Source organism: Mucilaginibacter sp. P5_A4, assembly GCF_056400605.1.
The window spans coordinates 22,625-41,807 of record NZ_JBFUKX010000031.1; the positions used below are offsets into that span (position 1 = coordinate 22,625).

A 19,183-nucleotide genomic window follows, 5' to 3' on the forward strand; every position below is an offset into this window, starting at 1 on the left:
TACTACTCTACCTTATACCTATACACTTGCCTGCCGAGGTTACCACTCCCATCGATACCTTCAACCACTACACGGTATGTACCTTTGGTGTCTGCATTGAAATAGCTAAATGAGGTATTGCCCTGTCCGTCTGTGATCAGATCGGGATTCCAAAATATGGTAGTACGCAAATCCGGCACTGAAGAATTAATGTTAGCGCTGTCATATTTAGGCGAATAAAAATTACGGGCCTTATAATACCCCTTATAAGGATAAGTAATAACTCCTGTTGGCGATTCGCTGGTTACAAACCCCTGCGTACCCCTGTTTGTAGTAATAACTAAAGCACCACCAGCCATACTTGAGCCATAGAGACTGATGTAGGCAGCGCTGGTCAATACTTCGATGCTGTAAACATCGGCCCCGTTTAGTCCCTTTAAAGCGTCGCCGGCCAACACAACGCCATTTACTATTACGGACATTCCTTTCCTGCTCCTGCTATTAAGCGGGTTACCGCTACCGTCAAATATAACCCCGAATAATTTACCTCTTAAACAATCAGTTAAACTTATACAGCCATTCAGTTTATCGCCCATTAGCACCTGGTCTGCGCTGCCCGCCCCATTTAAATTTGATGAAAAAGCCAGGTTGGGCTTCTTATTAAGTTTGCTGGATTTAATTTTTACTTCCTGCAAAACGGTGGTATCTGTACCTGCAGCCCTTTTGGTGGTAACTACAATTGTAGGGATTTTTACAAGTGGTTTATCATATACTAACACCACGCTTTCTATCTCCTGGGCCGAATAACTGTTCAAGACATCTTTGGTTCTACGAATTCCATCAATAACAACGGGGCCCAAACCCTCATCCGGATTGTCTTTATTTGATAAACTTTTATGCCCGGATTTAAGAGGATCATCATGTGTAACCGGTGCAACCCAAAATATCCCATCCTGTAACGAAGTAAACTGCGGGCTCCTTAATTTTTTCATATCGATTACCTGTTGTTCGGCGGTACCGTATTTATTGGTTTTATCCGGAGCTATTGTTTTTTTACCTTTTACTACGACTTCGCCAAGCACGTTGTTTTTTGTTAATGAATCTGCCTTTTGTTGCTTGGTGTAGGCATAATAATTTTCCTGCAATATTGCCTTTTGGTCCGCCGATAAATTAGGATCGTCCAAACCACTTCTAATCGGTTCAAGCTTATTTACCTTTGGATTATCTGGTTGCTTTATAAATATGGATACGTTTTTACCATCGTTTTGCTTACGGCCCTGTACCACAACCTTAGCAGTGTCTGTGAGCTCCAGGTTTTTAAATATAAAATTGCCGTTAATATCCGCGATGGTATCTTTAAAAACATTCTCTCTGCTCGAGAATAGGTTTACCTTGCCATACGGCAGAGCTTTACCACCAGGAGTTTTCAACGATCCTTTTAGTTCAAGGCTTTTTTCGGCAGGATATTCAATAACGACAGGCTTTCCATTGAAAACCTTTTTCCATTCATACCTGCGGTAACCTTGCGTTAGCATTAGCACATCCAGATCTGATACTGTTTTATCTGTTATGTTATTAAAATAATAATTGGGCAGCTCAATGTTACCTTTCAAATCGGATGTTAATAGCAAATTGTTTAAAATAGTACCTTCGGCATTTTCATCCCCCCCTGCCCTGCTTTCATTGATCACTGCAACCGAGAAACTTCCAGATACACCTGCTCCGCCATCCTTCGCGGCATTCATTTTAAAAGTCACCTTCTGTCTGGTAGTAAATTTTTTATCGGTTGTAGCTATATTTAATTTAAGGGTATCATTAGTGCGGATAAAAGCTATCCGTTCATTAAGCGGTTCGGCATTTTGTGCCAACAGTGTAAATTGAACAATGCCAGATGGAAACCGATCTTTTTCAACGTTAATAATATAAACCAGCTCATCAAGCTTAAATGATGCCGTATAATAAACCTTCCCTGCAGATTGCGCTACTAGGTAGTAGGTTGAATGCAACTTTGCATCAAAAGTGCCTTTAGCAGCGTTTATTTTTACACTAACGCTATCCTGACTCCTGTTATTTATGGTGAGTACAAAGCCTTCATTGCTTGCTTTTGGCAAATCAACCGTAAAAGAAGTTGCATCAGCGTTAGTTACTTTAGCCTTATAGGTTTTAGTAGCTTGCGGGGTAAAGGCAAACACGCCCATACCCAGATGCGCGGTGCTAAAAACCGCGACTTCGGCACCATCATTATCAATAATTGAACCTTCAACATCTTTGCCTAAACCGTTTGGCGCTATCACTTTAACTGCAACCTTTGAACGCAAACCGTTTATCAGCTCGCCACTTTCCGGAAAAAATTGAATATCCAGATTTTTCGCGATGTCCTGGGTCGAAGATGGTGCTCCAAACGGAGCAGCACCAATGCTGATCCGTTGCTCATAAAACCCATGAGTACCATAATTACGCATCCAGTTTGTGTAAGCCCTTAGGCGATAAGCGCCGGCTTTAAAAGCACGGGCAATGGCAATATCACCAGATGCAAGCCCGTCATCAACCGGCAAATTGATATGGCGAATAATAGAGTCTTTTTCATTAATAAGATCAACCCGCAGCACATTACTCAACGGTGATAACTCATGCAACGGCCCGGAAACGGTGTAAGCTTTAAACCAAATAGTATCGCCAGGTAAATAGTTTTGTTTATCAAGCTGCAGATAAGTTTTCTCTGCAACCTGTTTTTGGGCAAAATCTTCCATTTTTGCCACCACATTAATTAGCATAGAGTCGGCCTTGACGACTACAGCTTTATTATCATTTTTATTTAGACCACTTCCTGGAGTAACGGATTGACAAAAACAAGCAACGGAAAAAAACAATAAAAATAAAAAGGCAAAGGCTTTAAACATAAACAAGTATTAGGTTATTAATAAATTCAAAAAGTTTAAAATAGACACAATAATTGATACATTATATGTAAATATTAAATCAATTATTTACTCAACCTTATAAGTATATACCTGGCGACCCAGGTTACCATCAACATCTATCCCTTCAATTAAAACCCTATAGGTTCCTTTACCATCAGCATTAAAGAATGATAGTGTAGCATTGCCATCGTTATCAGTTACGATATTTGATTTCCAGTATATGGTTGAACGCAGATCCTGCATCTGTATATTTGTTTTAGGGTCATCGTACTGTGGCGAATAAAATTCCCGTGCTCTATAATACCCTTTTGGCGCGTAAGTAACCACACCCGGCGCATACCTATTGTAGTTACTACCATCCCCTCCGCGCCTGGTGGTAATTACCAATACCCCACCATTTCCCCTGAAACCGTAGATGACAGTATTACCAATTGTGCGTAAAACTTCAACACTCGCTACATCGTTTGTATTTAAATTATTTAAATAATCGCCCTCTACCGGTATGCCGTCAACCATTACGGTCATTGGCTGATTTTGGTTGCGGGTTGAATAAGGCACCCCGTTTCTAAAGATTACGCCAAATATTTTCATTTGCAAAGCGCTGGTAAAATTCCCGCCAAAATTTTGCAGGTCTTTATAGGTAATTACCTGATCGGCATTACCGGGGCCATTTAAATTACTGGAGTTTTTTAACAGTTCTTTTTTATCTTTCACATCCCGTACAACCACCTCTTTTAACAGGATGGTATGGTTGCCAATGCCGTATTTAATATCCTCGCTATACCTGTTTTTACTGTTTTTTAGATATGCCGAAAGCCCATCACTTATATTCACCTGTATATCAGCAGCATTTTTATTTTTCCCGGGGGCTTGCGGGGCAATTTTATCCAATTCAATCTCGATATTTTTACGATCCTTGGCCGTACGGGCCTGTATAACAAACCTGATGCTATCCCTGAAAACGAGGTTTTTAAAAACAAAATTGCCTTTGGCATCAGCTACTGTATCTATTATAAAAACACCGCCCGATGTGGTGAACAATGTGATTTTACCACCGGCAACAGGCTTGCCGCCTAAGGTTTTTAAATGCCCGGATACCTGTAACGTTTTTTCGGGCTGAAAAACTATAGGTTCAAAGACATCATTCAACAGCTTTTTCCATTCAAAACGGCGATACCCCTGGGTTAACATCAGCACATCCAGATCGGCCCGGGTTGTTGCATTTACATTATGAAAATAATAACCCGGCTTTTCGATATAACCTTTCAAATCGGATGTAAGTAATATGTTCGAGAAAATACTTTCCTCTGCGGTTTCATCCACAGCAACCTTCGACAGATCAATAACCGATGCCGAAAAACTGGCGCTTGCAGGATTACCCTGGTTATTTTTAGCGTTAAGACTGATGTCTACCTTTTCGCGGGGAGCATATGTTTGCTTACCAGATGATACCGACAATTTAAGCTCATCATTATTCTTCACAAATACCAGGCGCTCATTTAAAGGTTCCCCTTTTTTAGAAAATAAGGTAAACTGTACAATACCCGACGGAAACTTACTTTTAGGCACAACGGTACTAAAGGTTTCACCGCCATCGGCACTATTAGCTGCATAAAATATTTCGCCACCGCTTTGCGCGACCAGCATAAGGCTGCCGGTTGGGGCTGCACTGGTCAGCAGATCTTTACCCGGTAGTATTTTTACAGCAATATTATTGTCACCCGAATTATCAACACCCAAAACGTAGCCATTATCTATTGCCCGGGGTAAATCAAATACCCCTTCGGAACCATCGGCATAGGTAACACGGGCTTTATAGGTTTTGCCGCTAAACGGAATCAACTTAAAAACTCCCATACCCAAATGTGTACTGTTAAATGCAGCAACCTGCTGGTTTTGATCGTCAACTACAGTCCCCTTTACATCTACACCTAAGCCATCGGCACCTACGGCCTTAAAAGCAACTTTTGAGTTTATGCCGTTAACCAGGTTACCACTTTCGGGAAAAAACTGAATATCAACTTTATTTGATACCGCTTTTACCGCCACTACTTTCTCAACCGCTTTTTTATCAAGTTTAATAACGGTTATAACATGCCCGGTGGCAGTCGTATTTCCTGTTGTATTGATAAAAGCAGCATCAAGATTACCTTTATCGTCGGTAATGCCTTTGCTTTTATAAACAATTTTCCCGTTTAACTCTACCCGATAAGTTACCTCTTTAGCTTTATAAGGTTCGCCGTTTATATCGGCATAATTAATAAGTGCGTTTACTTTCTGCTTGCCATTTTGAACGCTGTAAGTAAATGCGGTTTTTGTAAAAACGGTATTATTAATGCTATTAACAATGGTGAAGGTTTTATCAAAAAAATAGACTTCGCTTTCATTACGCATCCAATTAGTATAGGCTCGTACCCGGTAAGTACCTTCTTTCATCGAGTCGGCAAGGGCAAAGTCACCGCTGGCTAACCCGCTTAATAATGGCAGCTTAATACTGCGTTTTACCGAATCGTTTTCGTCTATCAGATCAACATTCAGTATTTCACTAAGGGCCGATAGCTGGTGCTTGCCACCAATGGTTACGTAGGCTTTAAACCAAATATCGTCGCCTATGGCGTAGCTGGGTTTATCAAACTGCAGGTAAACTTTTTCCTGCGGATGATTGTCCCGCCATTTATAAAGCTGATCCACCAGTTTTTGCAGCAGATCATCGCCCGGGCCGACAAAGCCCATAATAGCCGTAATAACAACAGCCATTAATAAACCGATAGATAATTGTTTGTTTTTCATTTAGGTAAATAAGATTCAATCTACAGAAAATATTATAATATTTTATAACAAGTGTGTTACGGGTATAGTGCCGGAAATTTTGAGTATTGAAAACTTACAGAAGTATAAGGTTTGTTTAGAAGGATAAGGTTTTTTTTCATAATAGGTTAGGCACTAAGTTACGCGTTCGACTGTAAACTTATGCAAAGGTTTAATGGAACGAAAAATTTAATTTCCAGCAATCAAAAAACTCAAACGCAAAACTTATGACCTGCTTAAAATTTATTCTTCCACATCATGCTTTCAACCGGGCGGGTGGTAGGGTTGTTGTATTTGGCGTTACTTTTGGTATTATACAGGGTTTCAATATCGCCTTCAACAACAAAATAAATCAGCTGACCGATGGGCATGCCAGCGTAAATACGTACAGGTTGCGCACATGAAATTTCCAATGTCCAGGTATTGCAAAAGCCAACGTCGCCTTTACCGGCTGTGGCATGTATATCAATGCCCAGGCGACCGGTGCTCGATTTACCTTCCAAAAAAGGCACATGCTTATAGGTTTCGGTATACTCTACTGTTACGCCCAGATAAAGAGTATTGGGCTGCAAAACAAAACCTTCTTTTGGTATTTCAAAACTATCTATCTCGTTATGCTTTTTAGCATCAAGCACCCTATCGCGATAGGTGGCCAAATGTTTACCCAAATGCACATCATATGAGTTGGTGCCAAGGCATTCGCGCTGAAAGGGTTCAATAATAATGGTTCCTTTTTCTATTTCTTCGAGAATGCGCTTATCAGATAATATCATAGCCTGCTTTTGGAAGGGCCTAAATTATAAAAATTTAAATAAAGGCGATGGCTATTATTAAACATTGTAAAAATCAGCAGAAGCATAAAAAAACAGCAAACATCACATTAAAAATCAATAACTTATGATTATGATACAGCAATTATTATAATTAAAATTATTTCACATAAGTTTGCATCCAATTTTGCAATTTTACTTTTATGGCAATAGCATACAGGCAGCGCATTGATGATGATACTGAGTTTGCACTCTGGAAAATTGAGGAGGAAGCTAATGACCTGTATATGCAGTTACAACTGGATGAGAACGAAAAAGCCTATGTTGAAAAACTGGGCAAAAGCAAACGTCACCTGCACTGGCTGGGCACACGTGTATTATTACGCAAAATGCTGCGTACTGATGAATATATTGACTGTAAGATCGATTCGCACGGTAAACCTTACCTGGTAAACCTCCCCTATCATATCTCACTAAGCCACTCCTTTGATTATGCCGCAGTAATGATCAGCAAAACGCATAAGGTAGGTATAGATATAGAACAAATACAACAAAAAGTAGAGCGTATTGCCGGTAAATTTATGCAGCCCAAAGAACTTGCTTTTATCAGTGATAATAAAAAAATTGAGCAGTTGTATGTTTGCTGGTGCGCCAAGGAAGCCATTTATAAATGCAACGGGCAAAAAGAAGTTTCCTTTGCCAATAATATTTTTTTAGCACCTTTCAACTTTGAACATCACGGAGTGTTGAATGCTAATTTGCATAAAAAAGACCTTAATATTGATTATACAGTGGGCTACCTGCAATATGAGAATTATATGATTGGTTATGTAAAAGGGGATATGTGATGAAAACTAAGAAAGTTTTTTTCCAGGATTGGGGATTGATAGATTACCAGCAAGCCTGGGACAGGCAGGAGGACCTGTTCTCGACCACGGTGAAAACCAAACTTGATAACCGTAACAACGAGATTGCTTATACCCAAGCAGCCAAAAGCCTGGTTCCTGCAGATGCTTATGAACCCTTTGCTGCCGCGGAAACCTTTAACTACCTTGTATTTTGCGAACACCCGCATGTGTACACTTTAGGTAAAAGTGGTAAAGCCGAGCATTTATTGTTAGATGAAGAGGGTCTAAAAAAAAAACAGGCCGTTTACTATACCATTAACCGTGGGGGTGATATTACCTATCATGGGCCCGGGCAAATTGTATCGTACCCAATATTGGATCTTGATAATTTTTTTACCGATATTCACCTGTATCTGCGTACGCTGGAAGAAGCGGTGATACTTACCCTTGCCGATTATGGTTTGCAGGCTGGACGTTACCCCGGCTACACAGGCGTTTGGTTTGATGCCGATAACGAAAACGCACGTAAAATTTGTGCTATGGGTGTGCGCTGCAGCCGCTGGGTAACCATGCACGGACTGGCATTTAATGTAAATACCAATCTTGATTACTTTAAAAACATAGTACCCTGTGGTATTGACGATAAGGCTGTAACCTCCATGCAGCAGGAGCTTGGCCACCCGGTTGATATTAATGAGGTTAAAAAAATCTTAAAGCATCATATTTCCGTATTGTTTGATATGGAGATGATGTAATGAAAGCACTATTTTTAATTTTATTTTCGATAGGTACGCTATCCGCGTGCGTTAAAAAGACTGATTCAATGCCGAATAATACCAATAATCCTACTCCACCAGCAGTTGTGCCCCCGGTCACTGTAACCGATACTTTAAGCTACCTTGCCCTGGGCGATTCATATACCATTGGGCAATCGGTTACGGCACACGAGTCGTTCCCTTACCAGCTCGCTGCTCAATTATCAAGGCTTAAGATCTCCGAACCCTATATTATTGCCCGCACCGGTTGGATAACTGACCAACTGATAGCGGCGATAGATGCCAGCTCGATAAAAGCAAAAACCTACGATTTTGTAACCCTGCTTATTGGCGTTAACGATCAGTACGGAGGTTATGGCCAGGCTAATTACCGTGCTAAATTTGTGCAGGTTTTAAATACAGCCATTAAGTTTGCAAAGAGTAATAAAAAACATGTGTTTGTACTCTCCATTCCCGATTATGGCGTTACACCCTTTGCTCATGGCAATGAAGCCAAAATTGGGCCCGAAATAGAACAGTTTAACGCTATCAACCTGGAAGAAAGCACCAAAGCAGGTGTTAACTATATTGATATTACCCCCATATCCAAACAAGCCGCTTTTGATCTTACCTTGCTGGCCAATGACAGCCTGCATCCATCGGCCAAAATGTATAACCTGTGGGTTCAAAAGCTTGTACCCGAAATATTAATGCAGTTTACAAAGTAAATAAATTTGGAAATCAAAACAGATGCTTTTGAGTTTGATAGCCCTATTTAAGAAACAGGCCGTTTAAAAATCATCCGCACATTTGAAATCTGAAATCTGCACATCTACCCTAACACTCCGGCAAGCTGATAGGTATATTGATAGCCAGTCCCCCGTCGGAAGTTTCCTTATACTTCGAGTTCATATCCAGCGCGGTTTGCCACATGGTTTTAACCACGGCATCCAGGCTTACTTTAGCTTTTTCCGGGTTACTCTGTAAGGCCAGTTGCGATGCAGTGATTGCTTTTATAGCGCCCATTGTATTACGTTCGATGCAGGGGATCTGTACCAGGCCGCCAATGGGGTCGCAGGTGAGGCCAAGGTGATGCTCCATAGCTATTTCGGCAGCCATTAATACCTGTCTCTGAGTACCTCCAAGGCATTCGGTTAGGGCAGCAGCAGCCATGGCTGATGACACGCCTATCTCGGCCTGGCAGCCACCCATGGCGGCTGATATGGTAGCTCCTTTTTTAAAGATGCTGCCTATCTCTGATGCCGTAAGTAAAAACTGAATAACCTGCTCATCGGTATTACCCTCGCAAAAAACAATAAGATATTGCAGTACAGCAGGGATTACACCCGCAGCGCCATTGGTTGGCGCGGTTACCACCCTACCAAAAGAGGCATTTTCCTCATTCACAGCCAGCGCGAAACAACTCACCCAATCCAGTATATTTTTAAAGCTCCCACCCGTTTTCCGGATAGCAGCAACCCATTCCTCATAATTTGAATAAGTATTACTACCTATTAGTTTACTGTTCAATTTAAAAGCGCGCCGGGCAACGTTTAAACCGCCGGGTAACTGACCCGTAGTATGGCAGCCACGGTACATACATTCTTTTAAGGCTTTGTATATATTTAACACGCCATTACGCGTCTCCTGCTCGCTACGCCAGGCCAGCTCGTTCTCCGTCACCACTTCCGAAATCCTGAGGCCGGTTTTCATGCACCAGTGCAGCAGGTCGGCAGCAGTATCAATAGGGAAGGGCAGATCTACCTCCTGTTTGGATTGCGCAGATGCACCCTCCTTTACCACAAAACCCCCGCCTATGGAATAATAGGTTTCTGATATAGCCTTACCATTACTTAAAAACGCCTGGAAGCTTACTGCGTTGGGGTGAAAAGGCAGGCTTTCATTAAACAAAAAAAGCAGGTCATTGGCCACACTAAAACCAATCGGTTTTATCCCTCCCAATATCAATTGATGGGATAGGGTTATATGATCAATTTTGGGTGTAATCTGGTCTACTTCAAAAGTTACYGGATCATCGCCACTAAGGCCCAACAGGAGGGCAATATCAGTACCGTGCCCTCTGCCTGTTTTGGCAAGGGACCCGTAAAGCAGGATCTTTACCTGTTGAACCAAATCCAACACTCCATGCTGTTCAAGCGATTGAACAAATTGCTGGGCGGCACGCCATGGGCCAAGCGTATGCGAACTTGACGGCCCTATGCCTATTTTAAACATATCAAATACAGAAATTTGCTCTCTTTGCATCAGATCAAAATTAAAAATAATAAACCATTGAAGCTTTGTAATAAATATGATAGATTATTTAATTCCTATTTAAAAAATTTATAATTTGGGGTAATTAAAAAATATTATAAACTATTAGCTAAACCTTAAAAAAATGAACGATTACAATTCTCCTTCGGATTTTAGCGCTGCTCAAGCTGCTTTATTTGGTGTAATGCTGATCCCAGCCCTTATATCCTGGGTTATTTCGGTTATTGGAATGTGGAAAGTATTTGAAAAAGCCGGCAAACCAGGCTGGGCAGCAATCATCCCCATCTATAATGCTATTGTAATACTCGAAATTGTTGGTAAGCCCATATGGTGGATCATATTGTTTTTAATACCATGTGTAAATATCATTTTTTTAATATGGACTATGAATTTATTAAGCAAAAGTTTTGGGCAAAGTGAAGGTTTTACTATTGGCCTTATATTATTACCCTTTATATTTTATCCGGTACTTGGCTTCGGAAACTATCAATACATAGGCCCTGCAGGTGCCGGTTTTACTGGTTATAAACCATTTAATCCTTCAACCGATTATAAAGACCCTTTCAACAATCCGCCGCAGGCTTAATGCAGCTAAACTATATTACGTTACAAATATTTTGCAGCCGGTTGGTGCTTATCACCTGGCTGCAAAATCATTTAATACCATGTCCGTTTAAATATTTAACCGGCATTGACTGCCCGGGTTGCGGCTTTCAGCGTTCTATTATTGCGCTTTTGCAGGGCGATTTTCATAAAAGCGTTGGTTTATACCCTCCCGCTATCCCCTTACTTTTATTTTTTGGTTACGGCCTTGCCGATAAGTACTTAAAGTTGGATACGCCAAAGTTTATAATAAAAAAATCATTGTTTATGTTGGTGGGCAGTATAGTGCTGATCAGCTACTGCATTAAAATGTGGGAACTTTATAAGCACTACAATATATCGGCCTGAGCTGCTATGTGACTGTAATCTTTAATAATGGTTTCCAAAAACTGCATATCATTCATACCGGGCGGCAAGGCTATCTGCAAATGATCCATAATACGCCTGGCCATGTTATATACTATCATACTGTTGCGGGTTCGCATGTAGTTATGCAGTACATCAGCAATTAAATTGATGTCATTATCCGTTAACTGACTCACTTCTTTAAAAACCGGCACATATGAATCTTCAGATGGTCTGAATACCAGGTTATCCATTTGAGTGCGCGGATGCGTCCTTACCATAGCAGTACCGGCGGCTATATCGCCTATGCGCTGCCCGTTATCAGTAATTATTGCAGAAACAAGTGCGCCAAGGTAAGCCGTTAACGGAAAATCTACCAGCCTTAATACCCATCGAATTAAATACTGGCCAAATGTTGGCCGGTTACCATCAAGGCTGATCACCTTTATTTTAAGAATGCGCTTGCCTAAACTTTGTCCATTTAAAAAAATCTCGCAAACCAAATCGTAAAAAGCAAAAATCAATACCACAATTATAATGTATATCTTTAAACCTATGCCTTCCAGGCCGTTTATAGCTACAATAATGCCCAGGATATAAAACGCAAAAAAAATAGCATAATCAATTAAAAGCGCCAGAATGCGCTCACCAATACCGGCAATTTCATAATCAATATCAATATTTTGGGTGGTATGAACTGTTATCGTTTGCATCTTAACAAAGATATATTTGTTATTTAAAAATATGATTGCTTATTAAAGTTTTGTGAGTATTTTAAACAAAAAAATAATCGCTTAAAAAAATGCGCGAAGCCCTGTTTATTAAACAAAGTACAAAAAAATGGAAGGAATACGAGGAGAATAAAACAAATGATCCTGATGAACTTGCATCGGCTTTTATTGCTATAACTGATGACCTTGCCTACGCTAAAACCTTCTATCCAAAATCAAAAACAACAAAATACTTAAACGGCCTTGCAGCCGGTTTCCATCAATCTATTTATAAAAATAAAAAAGAAAAAACCAATCGCTTTATCGGTTTCTGGCGATATGAGCTCCCGCTTATATTTTATACTTACCGCAGGCAGCTATTTTACTCGTTTGTTTTTTTTATAATTTTCACGCTGATGGGTGTGCTATCTGCAAAGTACGATTCCAATTTTGTAAAACTGATCATGGGCGATGATTATGTGAACATGACTAACCATAACATAGCTAAAGGCGATCCTTTTGGTGTATATAAGGATGGTTCATCTTTCGCGATGTACCTTATGATAGCGGCCAACAACACAAAAGTGGCTATCATTTTTTTTGCGCTTGGTATATTTTTTTCGGTAGGCACTTTATATGTGTGTTTGCAAAATGGCATTATGCTGGGCTCGTTTCAATATTACTTTTTCAGTAAAGGTTTGGGCTTACAATCTGTACTGGTGATATGGATTCATGGCACATTAGAAATTTCATCATTTATAATTGCGGGCGCAGCGGGACTCATACTGGGAAACAGCTTGCTTTTCCCTAAAACATATACCCGTTTGGTATCGGTAAAAAATGGCGCAAAAACAGGTTTAAAAATAACCATCGGTATAATCCCTGTTATTCTTATTGCCGCCTTTTTTGAAAGTTTTGTAACCCGGCATACCGAAATGCCTGCCTGGTTAAGCATAACCATTTTAGCATCATCGCTGATATTTATAATCTGGTATGTGATATTATATCCTGCATTACTAAATAAAAAACTAACCCCTAACCTAATAAATTAATGAAACAACCTATTGAGTTAAGACGCGTACGCGATTTTGGTGAAATTATAAATGATACCTTCACTTTTTTAAAGGAAAACTTTAAACCCTTATTTAAAACTTTGTTTATTATATGCGGCTTTTTTGTGCTGGCGGGTGCCACTACAACGGCCCTCACGCAACTAAAATTAGTAGGCATATCCACCACAAAATTCAATCCCGATACCTATGATTCAGCTACAACAGCTTATTCATATGTTATGACAGCTGTTGTTAATGCTTTTATACTGGTATTTGCGCAGCTAACCATATACCTGGTTACGCTTTGTTATATTGCTGTTTACCTGGAACGAAAAGATAAGCAACCTACTTTTGCCGAGGTTTGGGGATTTTTTAAATACTACTTCTGGAGGGCCTTGGGCAGTAGTATATTAATAGTATTGCTATTTGTAGTAGGTTTCCTTTTATGTGTTATTCCCGGTATATACCTGATGCCGGCACTTTACCTTATATTTCCTATTATAGTTATGGAAAACACATCCTTCAGGTATGCTTTTAATAAAAGTTTTACGCTTGTTAAAGACAACTGGTGGATGGTTTTTGGTGTTATCATCGTTATGAGTATTATTGTAAGTGTTTTAGGCGCCTGTGTTAACGTACCTTTGAGTATTATAGCGGCGAGCCGCGCATTTTTATCACTCAAAAGCTTTACCGCACCACTCATAATTTTCTTTAGCATTATGCAAAATATTATAATGCTTACCTATACATTACCTGCAATTGCATTAACTATGTGCTATTTCAGCCTTTCGGAACAAAAGGATGGCACTGGTATTTTAAGCCGGATTGACATGTTTGGCAAAAGTGCCGATAACAGCAATGATTTGCCTGCCGAACAATATTGAGTTTATGCAAAAGCGGTTATTATATCCCTTTTTATTGATCCTGATACCGTGTTTCTTTTTATGTGGGGTCTCCGTTACACCGATAAAAAAAACACCTGCAAAGTTGCAAACAGATACTTCGGCCATTGTTGCTAAAAAGTTCAACGCCGATTCACTCAATGCATACAAAAAGGTCAGGGAATTTAATTACAACGGTTTTGTTGTAGAAGCCCCCAGTGCCTGGGACAGATTTTGGGCTTATTTCTGGAATACGCTTTTTGGCAAACTCCATAGCAGCCCATTAGCCGGCGCGTTTATTAAATATACCTTCCTGGCGCTTGCTGTTGGCTTATTGGTGTATGTAAGCTTCAAGCTTGTGGGAATGGATGCTGTTAAGCTATTGATGGGCGAGGCAAACAAAACCCTGCACTATACTGAGTCACTTGAAAATATACATGAAATAAACTTTGATGCCGAAATTGAAAAAGCTATAACCCAGCATAACTACCGGCTGGCTGTACGCCTGCTTTATTTAAAGTGCCTAAAACAGTTAAGCGATGACGAACTTATACGCTGGCAAACCGATAAAACAAATTCTGCTTACATTTATGAATTAAACGACCCCTCATTACGACAGGCTTTTACACTATTAACGCGCCAGTTTGAATATGTTTGGTATGGTGGCTTTACTATTGATAGCCATGCTTTTAAAAACATTAACCAGTTGTTTCAAAACTTTAAAAAACAACTGGCATGAAAGATCTGAAATATTACATCATTGGAGCGACAATATTATTTACCATTTATATAGTTGCCAACTTAAACCGCCCCAAGCCTATAAACTGGGCCGAAACATTTATTAATAAAGACAACTCCCCCTTTGGCACCTATATAATTTACAACCGGGTTAAAGATCTTTTTCCGGGCGCCATAGTTAATCCGCGTCGCGAACCTCTTTATAACGCGCTTACTAATGATAGCTTAAAGCAATCTTCATACATCATAATATGCCCCGCTATAGAAGTAACCAAAACCGAGTATGAACAATTGGTAAAATATATTGGTAAGGGCAATGATGTTTTTATTGCAGCTTTTAACTTTGGCACTTTGCTGCAAAAAAAACTGCATATTGAAACGAGGGCCGATTTTAGTTTTCAGGAAGGAAAAACGACTTTAAGGTTCTTAAACCCGGTGTTAGACACTGCAAAAACATATCTGGTTGATAAGGGCTCGGGTAGCTTTTATTTCAATCGTATTGACACACTAAAGGCAACCGTATTGGGTCGGAATGATAACCGTAAAGCCAATTTTATAAAATACCGCTTTGGTAAAGGTAATTTATACCTCCTGCCAAATCCTAAAATGCTAAGCAATTATAGCCTGCTTACACCACAGGGTGCTACCTATGCCGCCACAACGTTATCCTACCTTAAAAACACCAAACAGGTTTTATGGGATGAGTATTACACCCAGGGATCGGGCGATGCTCAATCACCCATGCGTGTATTTTTATCAAACCCGGCTTTAAGTTGGGCCTATTATATATCGCTTTTCGGCTTGTTAATTTTTGTATTTTATGAGATAAAACGCAGGCAGCGTATTATCCCGGTAATTGAACCGCTGCAAAACTCCACTATTGATTTTGTTACTGTAGTTGGCCAGGTTTATTACGAAAAACGAAACAACAGTAATATCGCGCATAAAAAAACAATTTATTTTTTAGAGTACCTACGCGATCAGTATAAATTGAAAACCAGCAAGCTGGACGAGGAATTTACTGAAATAATGGTAAAAAAAACCGGCATTGAGCCCTTACTGGCAGGCAATATTGTGAACGCTATAAATTTTATAAATACCCGCGGACACATCACCGATCAGGAACTGATACAACTTAACCATCTTATTGAACAATTTTATACGCAATCCAGGTATTATGGAAAATGACATTTTTGAACAACGAACCGATATGAGCAAGCTGAGCACTGCGGTTGAACAAATAAAAGCTACACTGGCTAAAATAATTGTAGGTCAGCAGGAATCAATCGACCTCCTGATTGCCGGCATCCTGGCCGATGGGCATATTCTGATAGAAGGAGTACCCGGTGTAGCCAAAACGCTTACAGCTAAGCTGATCTCGAAAGCTATAGATGCCAAATATTCGCGGATACAGTTTACACCGGATCTGATGCCATCTGATATCCTGGGTACATCGGTTTTCAATCCTAAATCAACCGAATTTGAATTTAAGCAAGGCCCCATATTTGGTAATATTATCCTTATAGATGAAATAAACCGGGCGCCTGCCAAAACACAATCAGCATTGTTTGAAGTGATGGAAGAACGCCAGGTTACCATTGATGGCCGTACTTATAAAATGCAGGAACCTTTTACCGTATTGGCTACCCAAAATCCGGTTGAGCATGAAGGTACCTACCGCCTGCCAGAAGCACAGCTGGATAGGTTTCTGTTTAAAATAGAGATCAAATACCCAACGCTTGAAGAGGAAATTGCCATTATAAGCCAACAGCACAGTCAAAAAACAACAGACCAACTAAGCCATGTTGAGCCCGTTTTATCGGCTGCGGATGTTATTGCATTAAGGCAACAGGTAAAGGCACTGCATGTTGAAGATAAACTGCTGGAGTTTACTGCTAAAATAGTATACGAAAGCCGCAACCATAAGTCATTATACCTGGGTGGTTCGCCACGCGCATCGCTGGCCATGATTAATGGGGCTAAAGCATTGGCAGCTATCAGGGGGCGGGATTTTGTTACTCCCGAAGATATTACGTACGTAGCTGCCCCTGTTTTAAGGCACCGTATTATGCTTACCCCGGATAAAGAAATGGAAGGGGTAAGCCCTGATGAGGTTGTAGCCCAGATTATCCAAAAATTAGAAATACCAAGATAATATACCGGAGTGAAAAAAATCTACGGCCTGTTTTATAAAAATCTTTTTTTAACCAACCGCCTTTTTGCAGGCTTGGGCGCCTGCGCGGTATTATTCCTGCTTTCCTTCTTTTTCTCCTGGCTGGGTTTTATTCCAGAATTGGTGTTTTGGCTATTATTATCATTGGTCTTAATTGATATTGTGATGCTATACAAAACCACGAATGGCGTGTTTGCAAAACGCCACGCACCAGAAAGACTAAGCAATAGCGACGATAACGACCTTGGTGTATACATTGAAAACTGGTATCCATTTAATATAAGCGCAGGCATTATTGATGAAATCCCTTTCCAATTTCAAAAGCGGGATATCTGGTTTAAAACCCATCTGAAACCACGAGAGCGTAAACTGATCGGTTACGTACTGCGCCCCACCAAACGCGGCGAATATGAGTTTGGCGATATTCATGTTTACACTAAATCGCCATTAGGGTTTATCAGGCGGCGTTACACATTTGAACAAGCCGAGACACTACCGGTATACCCATCCTTCCTGCAAATGCGGAAATACGAGCTGATGGCAATATCAAACCGCTTAACTGATATCGGCATAAAAAAAATACGGCGTATTGGCCACAGCCTTGAATTTGAACAGGTAAAAAATTATGTTGCAGGTGATGATTACCGTACCATTAACTGGAAAGCCACCGCAAGACAAGGCAACCTGATGGTTAACTCCTACACCGACGAAAAATCGCAGCATGTATATTGTATAATTGATAAATCAAGGGCAATGAAAATGCCTTTTGATGGGCTGAGCCTGCTTGATTATGCCATAAATGCCAGCCTGGTATTATCGAGTGYAGCGCTGATAAAAGAAGATAAAGCTGGCTTGATCACCGCCTCGGAAAAGATAGGAGCCGTTGTCCCTGCCGATAGGAGGCCGGCACAGTTGAATAAGATACTGGAAGTTTTATACAAGGAAAAGACACGCTACCTGGAAACCAATATGGAACTGCTGTACAGTACCATTCGAAATGTAATAAAGCAACGCAGCCTGGTAGTGTTTTTTACCAACTATGAAAGCATGAATGCACTGGAAAGGCAGTTACCTTATTTAAAAAGAATTGCCAGATTCCATTTGCTATTGGTGGTGTTTTTTGAAAACACCGAACTTAAAACCCTAAGCGAAAAACCCGCAAAGGATGTTGAAGGGATTTACATAAAAACCATTGCCGAAAAATTCGCCTACGATAAAAAGCTTATTGTAAAGGAGCTGGCCAAATACGGGATACAATCTATATTAAGCCCACCTCAAAATCTGACGGTTAATACAATTAATAAATATTTGGAGCTTAAGGCTAAGCAGAAGATATAATAAGGGTCAAGAAGCAAAAACCAAGAGATAGACTTTGCTGCGCTCACGATTTTTTTATCGTTCAGCAAACAAAAAAGTCCGATGTCTTGGTTCCTTCCCCTATCCTGCCTTTGGAAAAGCAATGCCATTAGCACTAAAATCTTTAAAGATCTTTTCCTGCAGAGTCATCTTGGCTGTTAAAAAATTAGCAGGCTCTACCCATACATTTATCGCTATACGTACCGAATCTATTTCCATGCTGATGATACCTACCCTTGCTGCAGGTTCTGTAAGGAGTTCCCTGTTTGAGCTGATCGCAGTATTGATAATAGTCTTTACCTTTTCCAGATCATTGGTATAAGCTATCTTGATCTCGAAATCGAGACGGCGCCTGCCTTCGCGGGTTATGTTTACAATAACCTCATTAAACAGCTTACCATTGGGTATAATAACCGTTTTATTATCGGCCGTAATTAAAACGGTATAAAACATTTGTATTGATGTTACCCTGCCATCCTGCCCCTGCGCAAGGATACTGTCATCAAGCTCAAATGGTTTCAGTAAAAGTATAAGTATACCACCGGCAAAATTTTGAAAAGTTCCGGATAGCGCTAAACCTGCTGCAACGCTGAAAGCTCCTATTATGGTTGTGAAAACGGTCATTTCCCAGGTCATGATATTCATTACCCAAACCACCAGCAATACGTAAAGCGAAGTAATTGTTAAACTTAAAAAGAAGGGTTGTAATGAAGAATGAACGCCTTTTTTGAGCATCCGGTCGCGGAGCCGCGTCCGTAGAAATTTAATGAACCACAGACCTATAAAAAATATGATTATTCCGGCTACGTATTTGGGGCCTTTGGTAACCAGCCAAACGTGGAACAGCTGATAAAACTCTTTTACTTCCATAATTGAAGCAAAAGTAAAAATTAATTACTTACCGTAAATAGTAATGAATAATTCGGGGCCTTTAAATAGTAACMAATCTACTATGGCACTTTGCAATTGT

General features: G+C 40.2%; 17 protein-coding genes. 11 read left to right on the forward strand and 6 right to left on the reverse strand.

What is annotated here, in order from left to right; translation table 11 throughout:
* Positions 1–2 precede the first annotated feature (2 nt).
* The 3 genes from AC1DQW_RS17685 to dcd all read right to left on the reverse strand — a co-directional run bounded on the left by AC1DQW_RS17685 (position 3) and on the right by dcd (position 6,481).
* Positions 3–2,753, reverse strand: a complete 2,751-nt coding sequence (locus tag AC1DQW_RS17685; protein WP_477455296.1) for a hypothetical protein — start codon at positions 2,751–2,753, stop codon at positions 3–5.
* A 213-nt stretch (positions 2,754–2,966) separates the two neighbouring features.
* On the reverse strand, positions 2,967–5,690 hold the full coding sequence (locus AC1DQW_RS17690) for a TonB-dependent receptor plug domain-containing protein (protein WP_477455297.1): 2,724 nt from the start codon (positions 5,688–5,690) through the stop codon (positions 2,967–2,969).
* Positions 5,691–5,944: 254 nt separating this feature from the next.
* Positions 5,945–6,481, reverse strand: coding sequence for a dCTP deaminase (gene dcd / locus AC1DQW_RS17695; protein WP_477405402.1), 537 nt, complete (start codon positions 6,479–6,481; stop codon positions 5,945–5,947).
* Between the two features lie 200 nt (positions 6,482–6,681).
* Between dcd and AC1DQW_RS17700 the strand changes: the two genes are divergently transcribed.
* From AC1DQW_RS17700 to AC1DQW_RS17710, 3 genes are all read left to right on the forward strand, one after another.
* Positions 6,682–7,326: a 4'-phosphopantetheinyl transferase family protein gene (locus tag AC1DQW_RS17700; protein WP_477455298.1), complete on the forward strand. Its 645-nt coding sequence runs from the start codon at positions 6,682–6,684 to the stop codon at positions 7,324–7,326.
* On the forward strand, positions 7,326–8,081 hold the full coding sequence (lipB, locus tag AC1DQW_RS17705; RefSeq protein WP_477455299.1) for a lipoyl(octanoyl) transferase LipB: 756 nt from the start codon (positions 7,326–7,328) through the stop codon (positions 8,079–8,081). Before AC1DQW_RS17700 ends, lipB begins: the two co-directional genes overlap by 1 nt.
* Positions 8,082–8,149: 68 nt before the next feature.
* Positions 8,150–8,809, forward strand: a complete 660-nt coding sequence (locus AC1DQW_RS17710) for an SGNH/GDSL hydrolase family protein (protein WP_477455300.1) — start codon at positions 8,150–8,152, stop codon at positions 8,807–8,809.
* A gap of 109 nt (positions 8,810–8,918) precedes the next feature.
* On the opposite strand, the gene AC1DQW_RS17715 is transcribed toward AC1DQW_RS17710, so the two are convergent.
* Positions 8,919–10,346: an L-serine ammonia-lyase gene (locus AC1DQW_RS17715; protein ID WP_477455301.1), complete on the reverse strand. Its 1,428-nt coding sequence runs from the start codon at positions 10,344–10,346 to the stop codon at positions 8,919–8,921.
* A 133-nt stretch (positions 10,347–10,479) separates the two neighbouring features.
* Here AC1DQW_RS17715 and AC1DQW_RS17720 point away from each other — a divergent pair, with 133 nt between their 5' ends.
* Both AC1DQW_RS17720 and AC1DQW_RS17725 read left to right on the forward strand, forming a co-directional pair.
* On the forward strand, positions 10,480–10,941 hold the full coding sequence (locus AC1DQW_RS17720; protein WP_477455302.1) for a DUF5684 domain-containing protein: 462 nt from the start codon (positions 10,480–10,482) through the stop codon (positions 10,939–10,941).
* On the forward strand, positions 10,941–11,306 hold the full coding sequence (locus AC1DQW_RS17725) for a DUF2752 domain-containing protein (protein ID WP_477455303.1): 366 nt from the start codon (positions 10,941–10,943) through the stop codon (positions 11,304–11,306). Before AC1DQW_RS17720 ends, AC1DQW_RS17725 begins: the two co-directional genes overlap by 1 nt.
* Here AC1DQW_RS17725 and AC1DQW_RS17730 read toward each other — a convergent pair.
* Positions 11,288–12,016, reverse strand: a complete 729-nt coding sequence (locus tag AC1DQW_RS17730; RefSeq protein WP_477455304.1) for an RDD family protein — start codon at positions 12,014–12,016, stop codon at positions 11,288–11,290. The two genes, AC1DQW_RS17725 and AC1DQW_RS17730, sit on opposite strands and share 19 nt — an antisense overlap.
* Positions 12,017–12,105: 89 nt before the next feature.
* Between AC1DQW_RS17730 and AC1DQW_RS17735 the strand changes: the two genes are divergently transcribed.
* The 6 genes from AC1DQW_RS17735 to AC1DQW_RS17760 all read left to right on the forward strand — a co-directional run bounded on the left by AC1DQW_RS17735 (position 12,106) and on the right by AC1DQW_RS17760 (position 18,195).
* Positions 12,106–13,065, forward strand: a complete 960-nt coding sequence (locus AC1DQW_RS17735) for a stage II sporulation protein M (RefSeq protein ID WP_477455305.1) — start codon at positions 12,106–12,108, stop codon at positions 13,063–13,065.
* The gene (locus tag AC1DQW_RS17740) at positions 13,065–13,949 is read left to right on the forward strand and encodes a hypothetical protein (protein WP_477455306.1); all 885 of its coding nucleotides are present in this window, start codon (positions 13,065–13,067) and stop codon (positions 13,947–13,949) included. Before AC1DQW_RS17735 ends, AC1DQW_RS17740 begins: the two co-directional genes overlap by 1 nt.
* A 103-nt stretch (positions 13,950–14,052) precedes the next feature.
* On the forward strand, positions 14,053–14,685 hold the full coding sequence (locus AC1DQW_RS17745; RefSeq protein WP_477455307.1) for a DUF4129 domain-containing protein: 633 nt from the start codon (positions 14,053–14,055) through the stop codon (positions 14,683–14,685).
* On the forward strand, positions 14,682–15,872 hold the full coding sequence (locus tag AC1DQW_RS17750) for a DUF4350 domain-containing protein (protein ID WP_477455308.1): 1,191 nt from the start codon (positions 14,682–14,684) through the stop codon (positions 15,870–15,872). The genes AC1DQW_RS17745 and AC1DQW_RS17750 overlap by 4 nt, the downstream gene beginning before the upstream one ends.
* Complete coding sequence (locus AC1DQW_RS17755; RefSeq protein ID WP_477455309.1) at positions 15,862–16,839, forward strand: AAA family ATPase; 978 nt, start codon at positions 15,862–15,864, stop codon at positions 16,837–16,839. The genes AC1DQW_RS17750 and AC1DQW_RS17755 overlap by 11 nt, the downstream gene beginning before the upstream one ends.
* A 9-nt stretch (positions 16,840–16,848) precedes the next feature.
* Positions 16,849–18,195 (forward strand): DUF58 domain-containing protein, encoded by a 1,347-nt coding sequence (locus AC1DQW_RS17760; RefSeq protein WP_477455310.1) that lies wholly within the window; start codon positions 16,849–16,851, stop codon positions 18,193–18,195.
* Positions 18,196–18,294: 99 nt separating this feature from the next.
* Here AC1DQW_RS17760 and AC1DQW_RS17765 read toward each other — a convergent pair whose 3' ends face one another.
* Positions 18,295–19,083 (reverse strand): mechanosensitive ion channel family protein, encoded by a 789-nt coding sequence (locus AC1DQW_RS17765; RefSeq protein WP_477455311.1) that lies wholly within the window; start codon positions 19,081–19,083, stop codon positions 18,295–18,297.
* Positions 19,084–19,183: the final 100 nt, after the last annotated feature.

Excerpts from the sequence above, each read along its gene's own strand:
- AC1DQW_RS17750 (WP_477455308.1), top strand. The coding sequence starts at position 14,682 with ATGAAAGATCTGAAATATTACATCATTGGAGCGACAATATTATTTACC.
- AC1DQW_RS17765 (WP_477455311.1), bottom strand. The coding sequence starts at position 19,083 with ATGGAAGTAAAAGAGTTTTATCAGCTGTTCCACGTTTGGCTGGTTACC.
- AC1DQW_RS17730 (WP_477455304.1), bottom strand. The coding sequence starts at position 12,016 with ATGCAAACGATAACAGTTCATACCACCCAAAATATTGATATTGATTAT.
- AC1DQW_RS17700 (WP_477455298.1), top strand. The coding sequence starts at position 6,682 with ATGGCAATAGCATACAGGCAGCGCATTGATGATGATACTGAGTTTGCA.
- AC1DQW_RS17725 (WP_477455303.1), top strand. The coding sequence starts at position 10,941 with ATGCAGCTAAACTATATTACGTTACAAATATTTTGCAGCCGGTTGGTG.
- AC1DQW_RS17755 (WP_477455309.1), top strand. The coding sequence starts at position 15,862 with ATGGAAAATGACATTTTTGAACAACGAACCGATATGAGCAAGCTGAGC.
- lipB (WP_477455299.1), top strand. The coding sequence starts at position 7,326 with ATGAAAACTAAGAAAGTTTTTTTCCAGGATTGGGGATTGATAGATTAC.
- AC1DQW_RS17740 (WP_477455306.1), top strand. The coding sequence starts at position 13,065 with ATGAAACAACCTATTGAGTTAAGACGCGTACGCGATTTTGGTGAAATT.
- dcd (WP_477405402.1), bottom strand. The coding sequence starts at position 6,481 with ATGATATTATCTGATAAGCGCATTCTCGAAGAAATAGAAAAAGGAACC.
- AC1DQW_RS17720 (WP_477455302.1), top strand. The coding sequence starts at position 10,480 with ATGAACGATTACAATTCTCCTTCGGATTTTAGCGCTGCTCAAGCTGCT.
- AC1DQW_RS17735 (WP_477455305.1), top strand. The coding sequence starts at position 12,106 with ATGCGCGAAGCCCTGTTTATTAAACAAAGTACAAAAAAATGGAAGGAA.
- AC1DQW_RS17690 (WP_477455297.1), bottom strand. The coding sequence starts at position 5,690 with ATGAAAAACAAACAATTATCTATCGGTTTATTAATGGCTGTTGTTATT.
- AC1DQW_RS17685 (WP_477455296.1), bottom strand. The coding sequence starts at position 2,753 with ATGCTAATTAATGTGGTGGCAAAAATGGAAGATTTTGCCCAAAAACAG.
- AC1DQW_RS17710 (WP_477455300.1), top strand. The coding sequence starts at position 8,150 with ATGCCGAATAATACCAATAATCCTACTCCACCAGCAGTTGTGCCCCCG.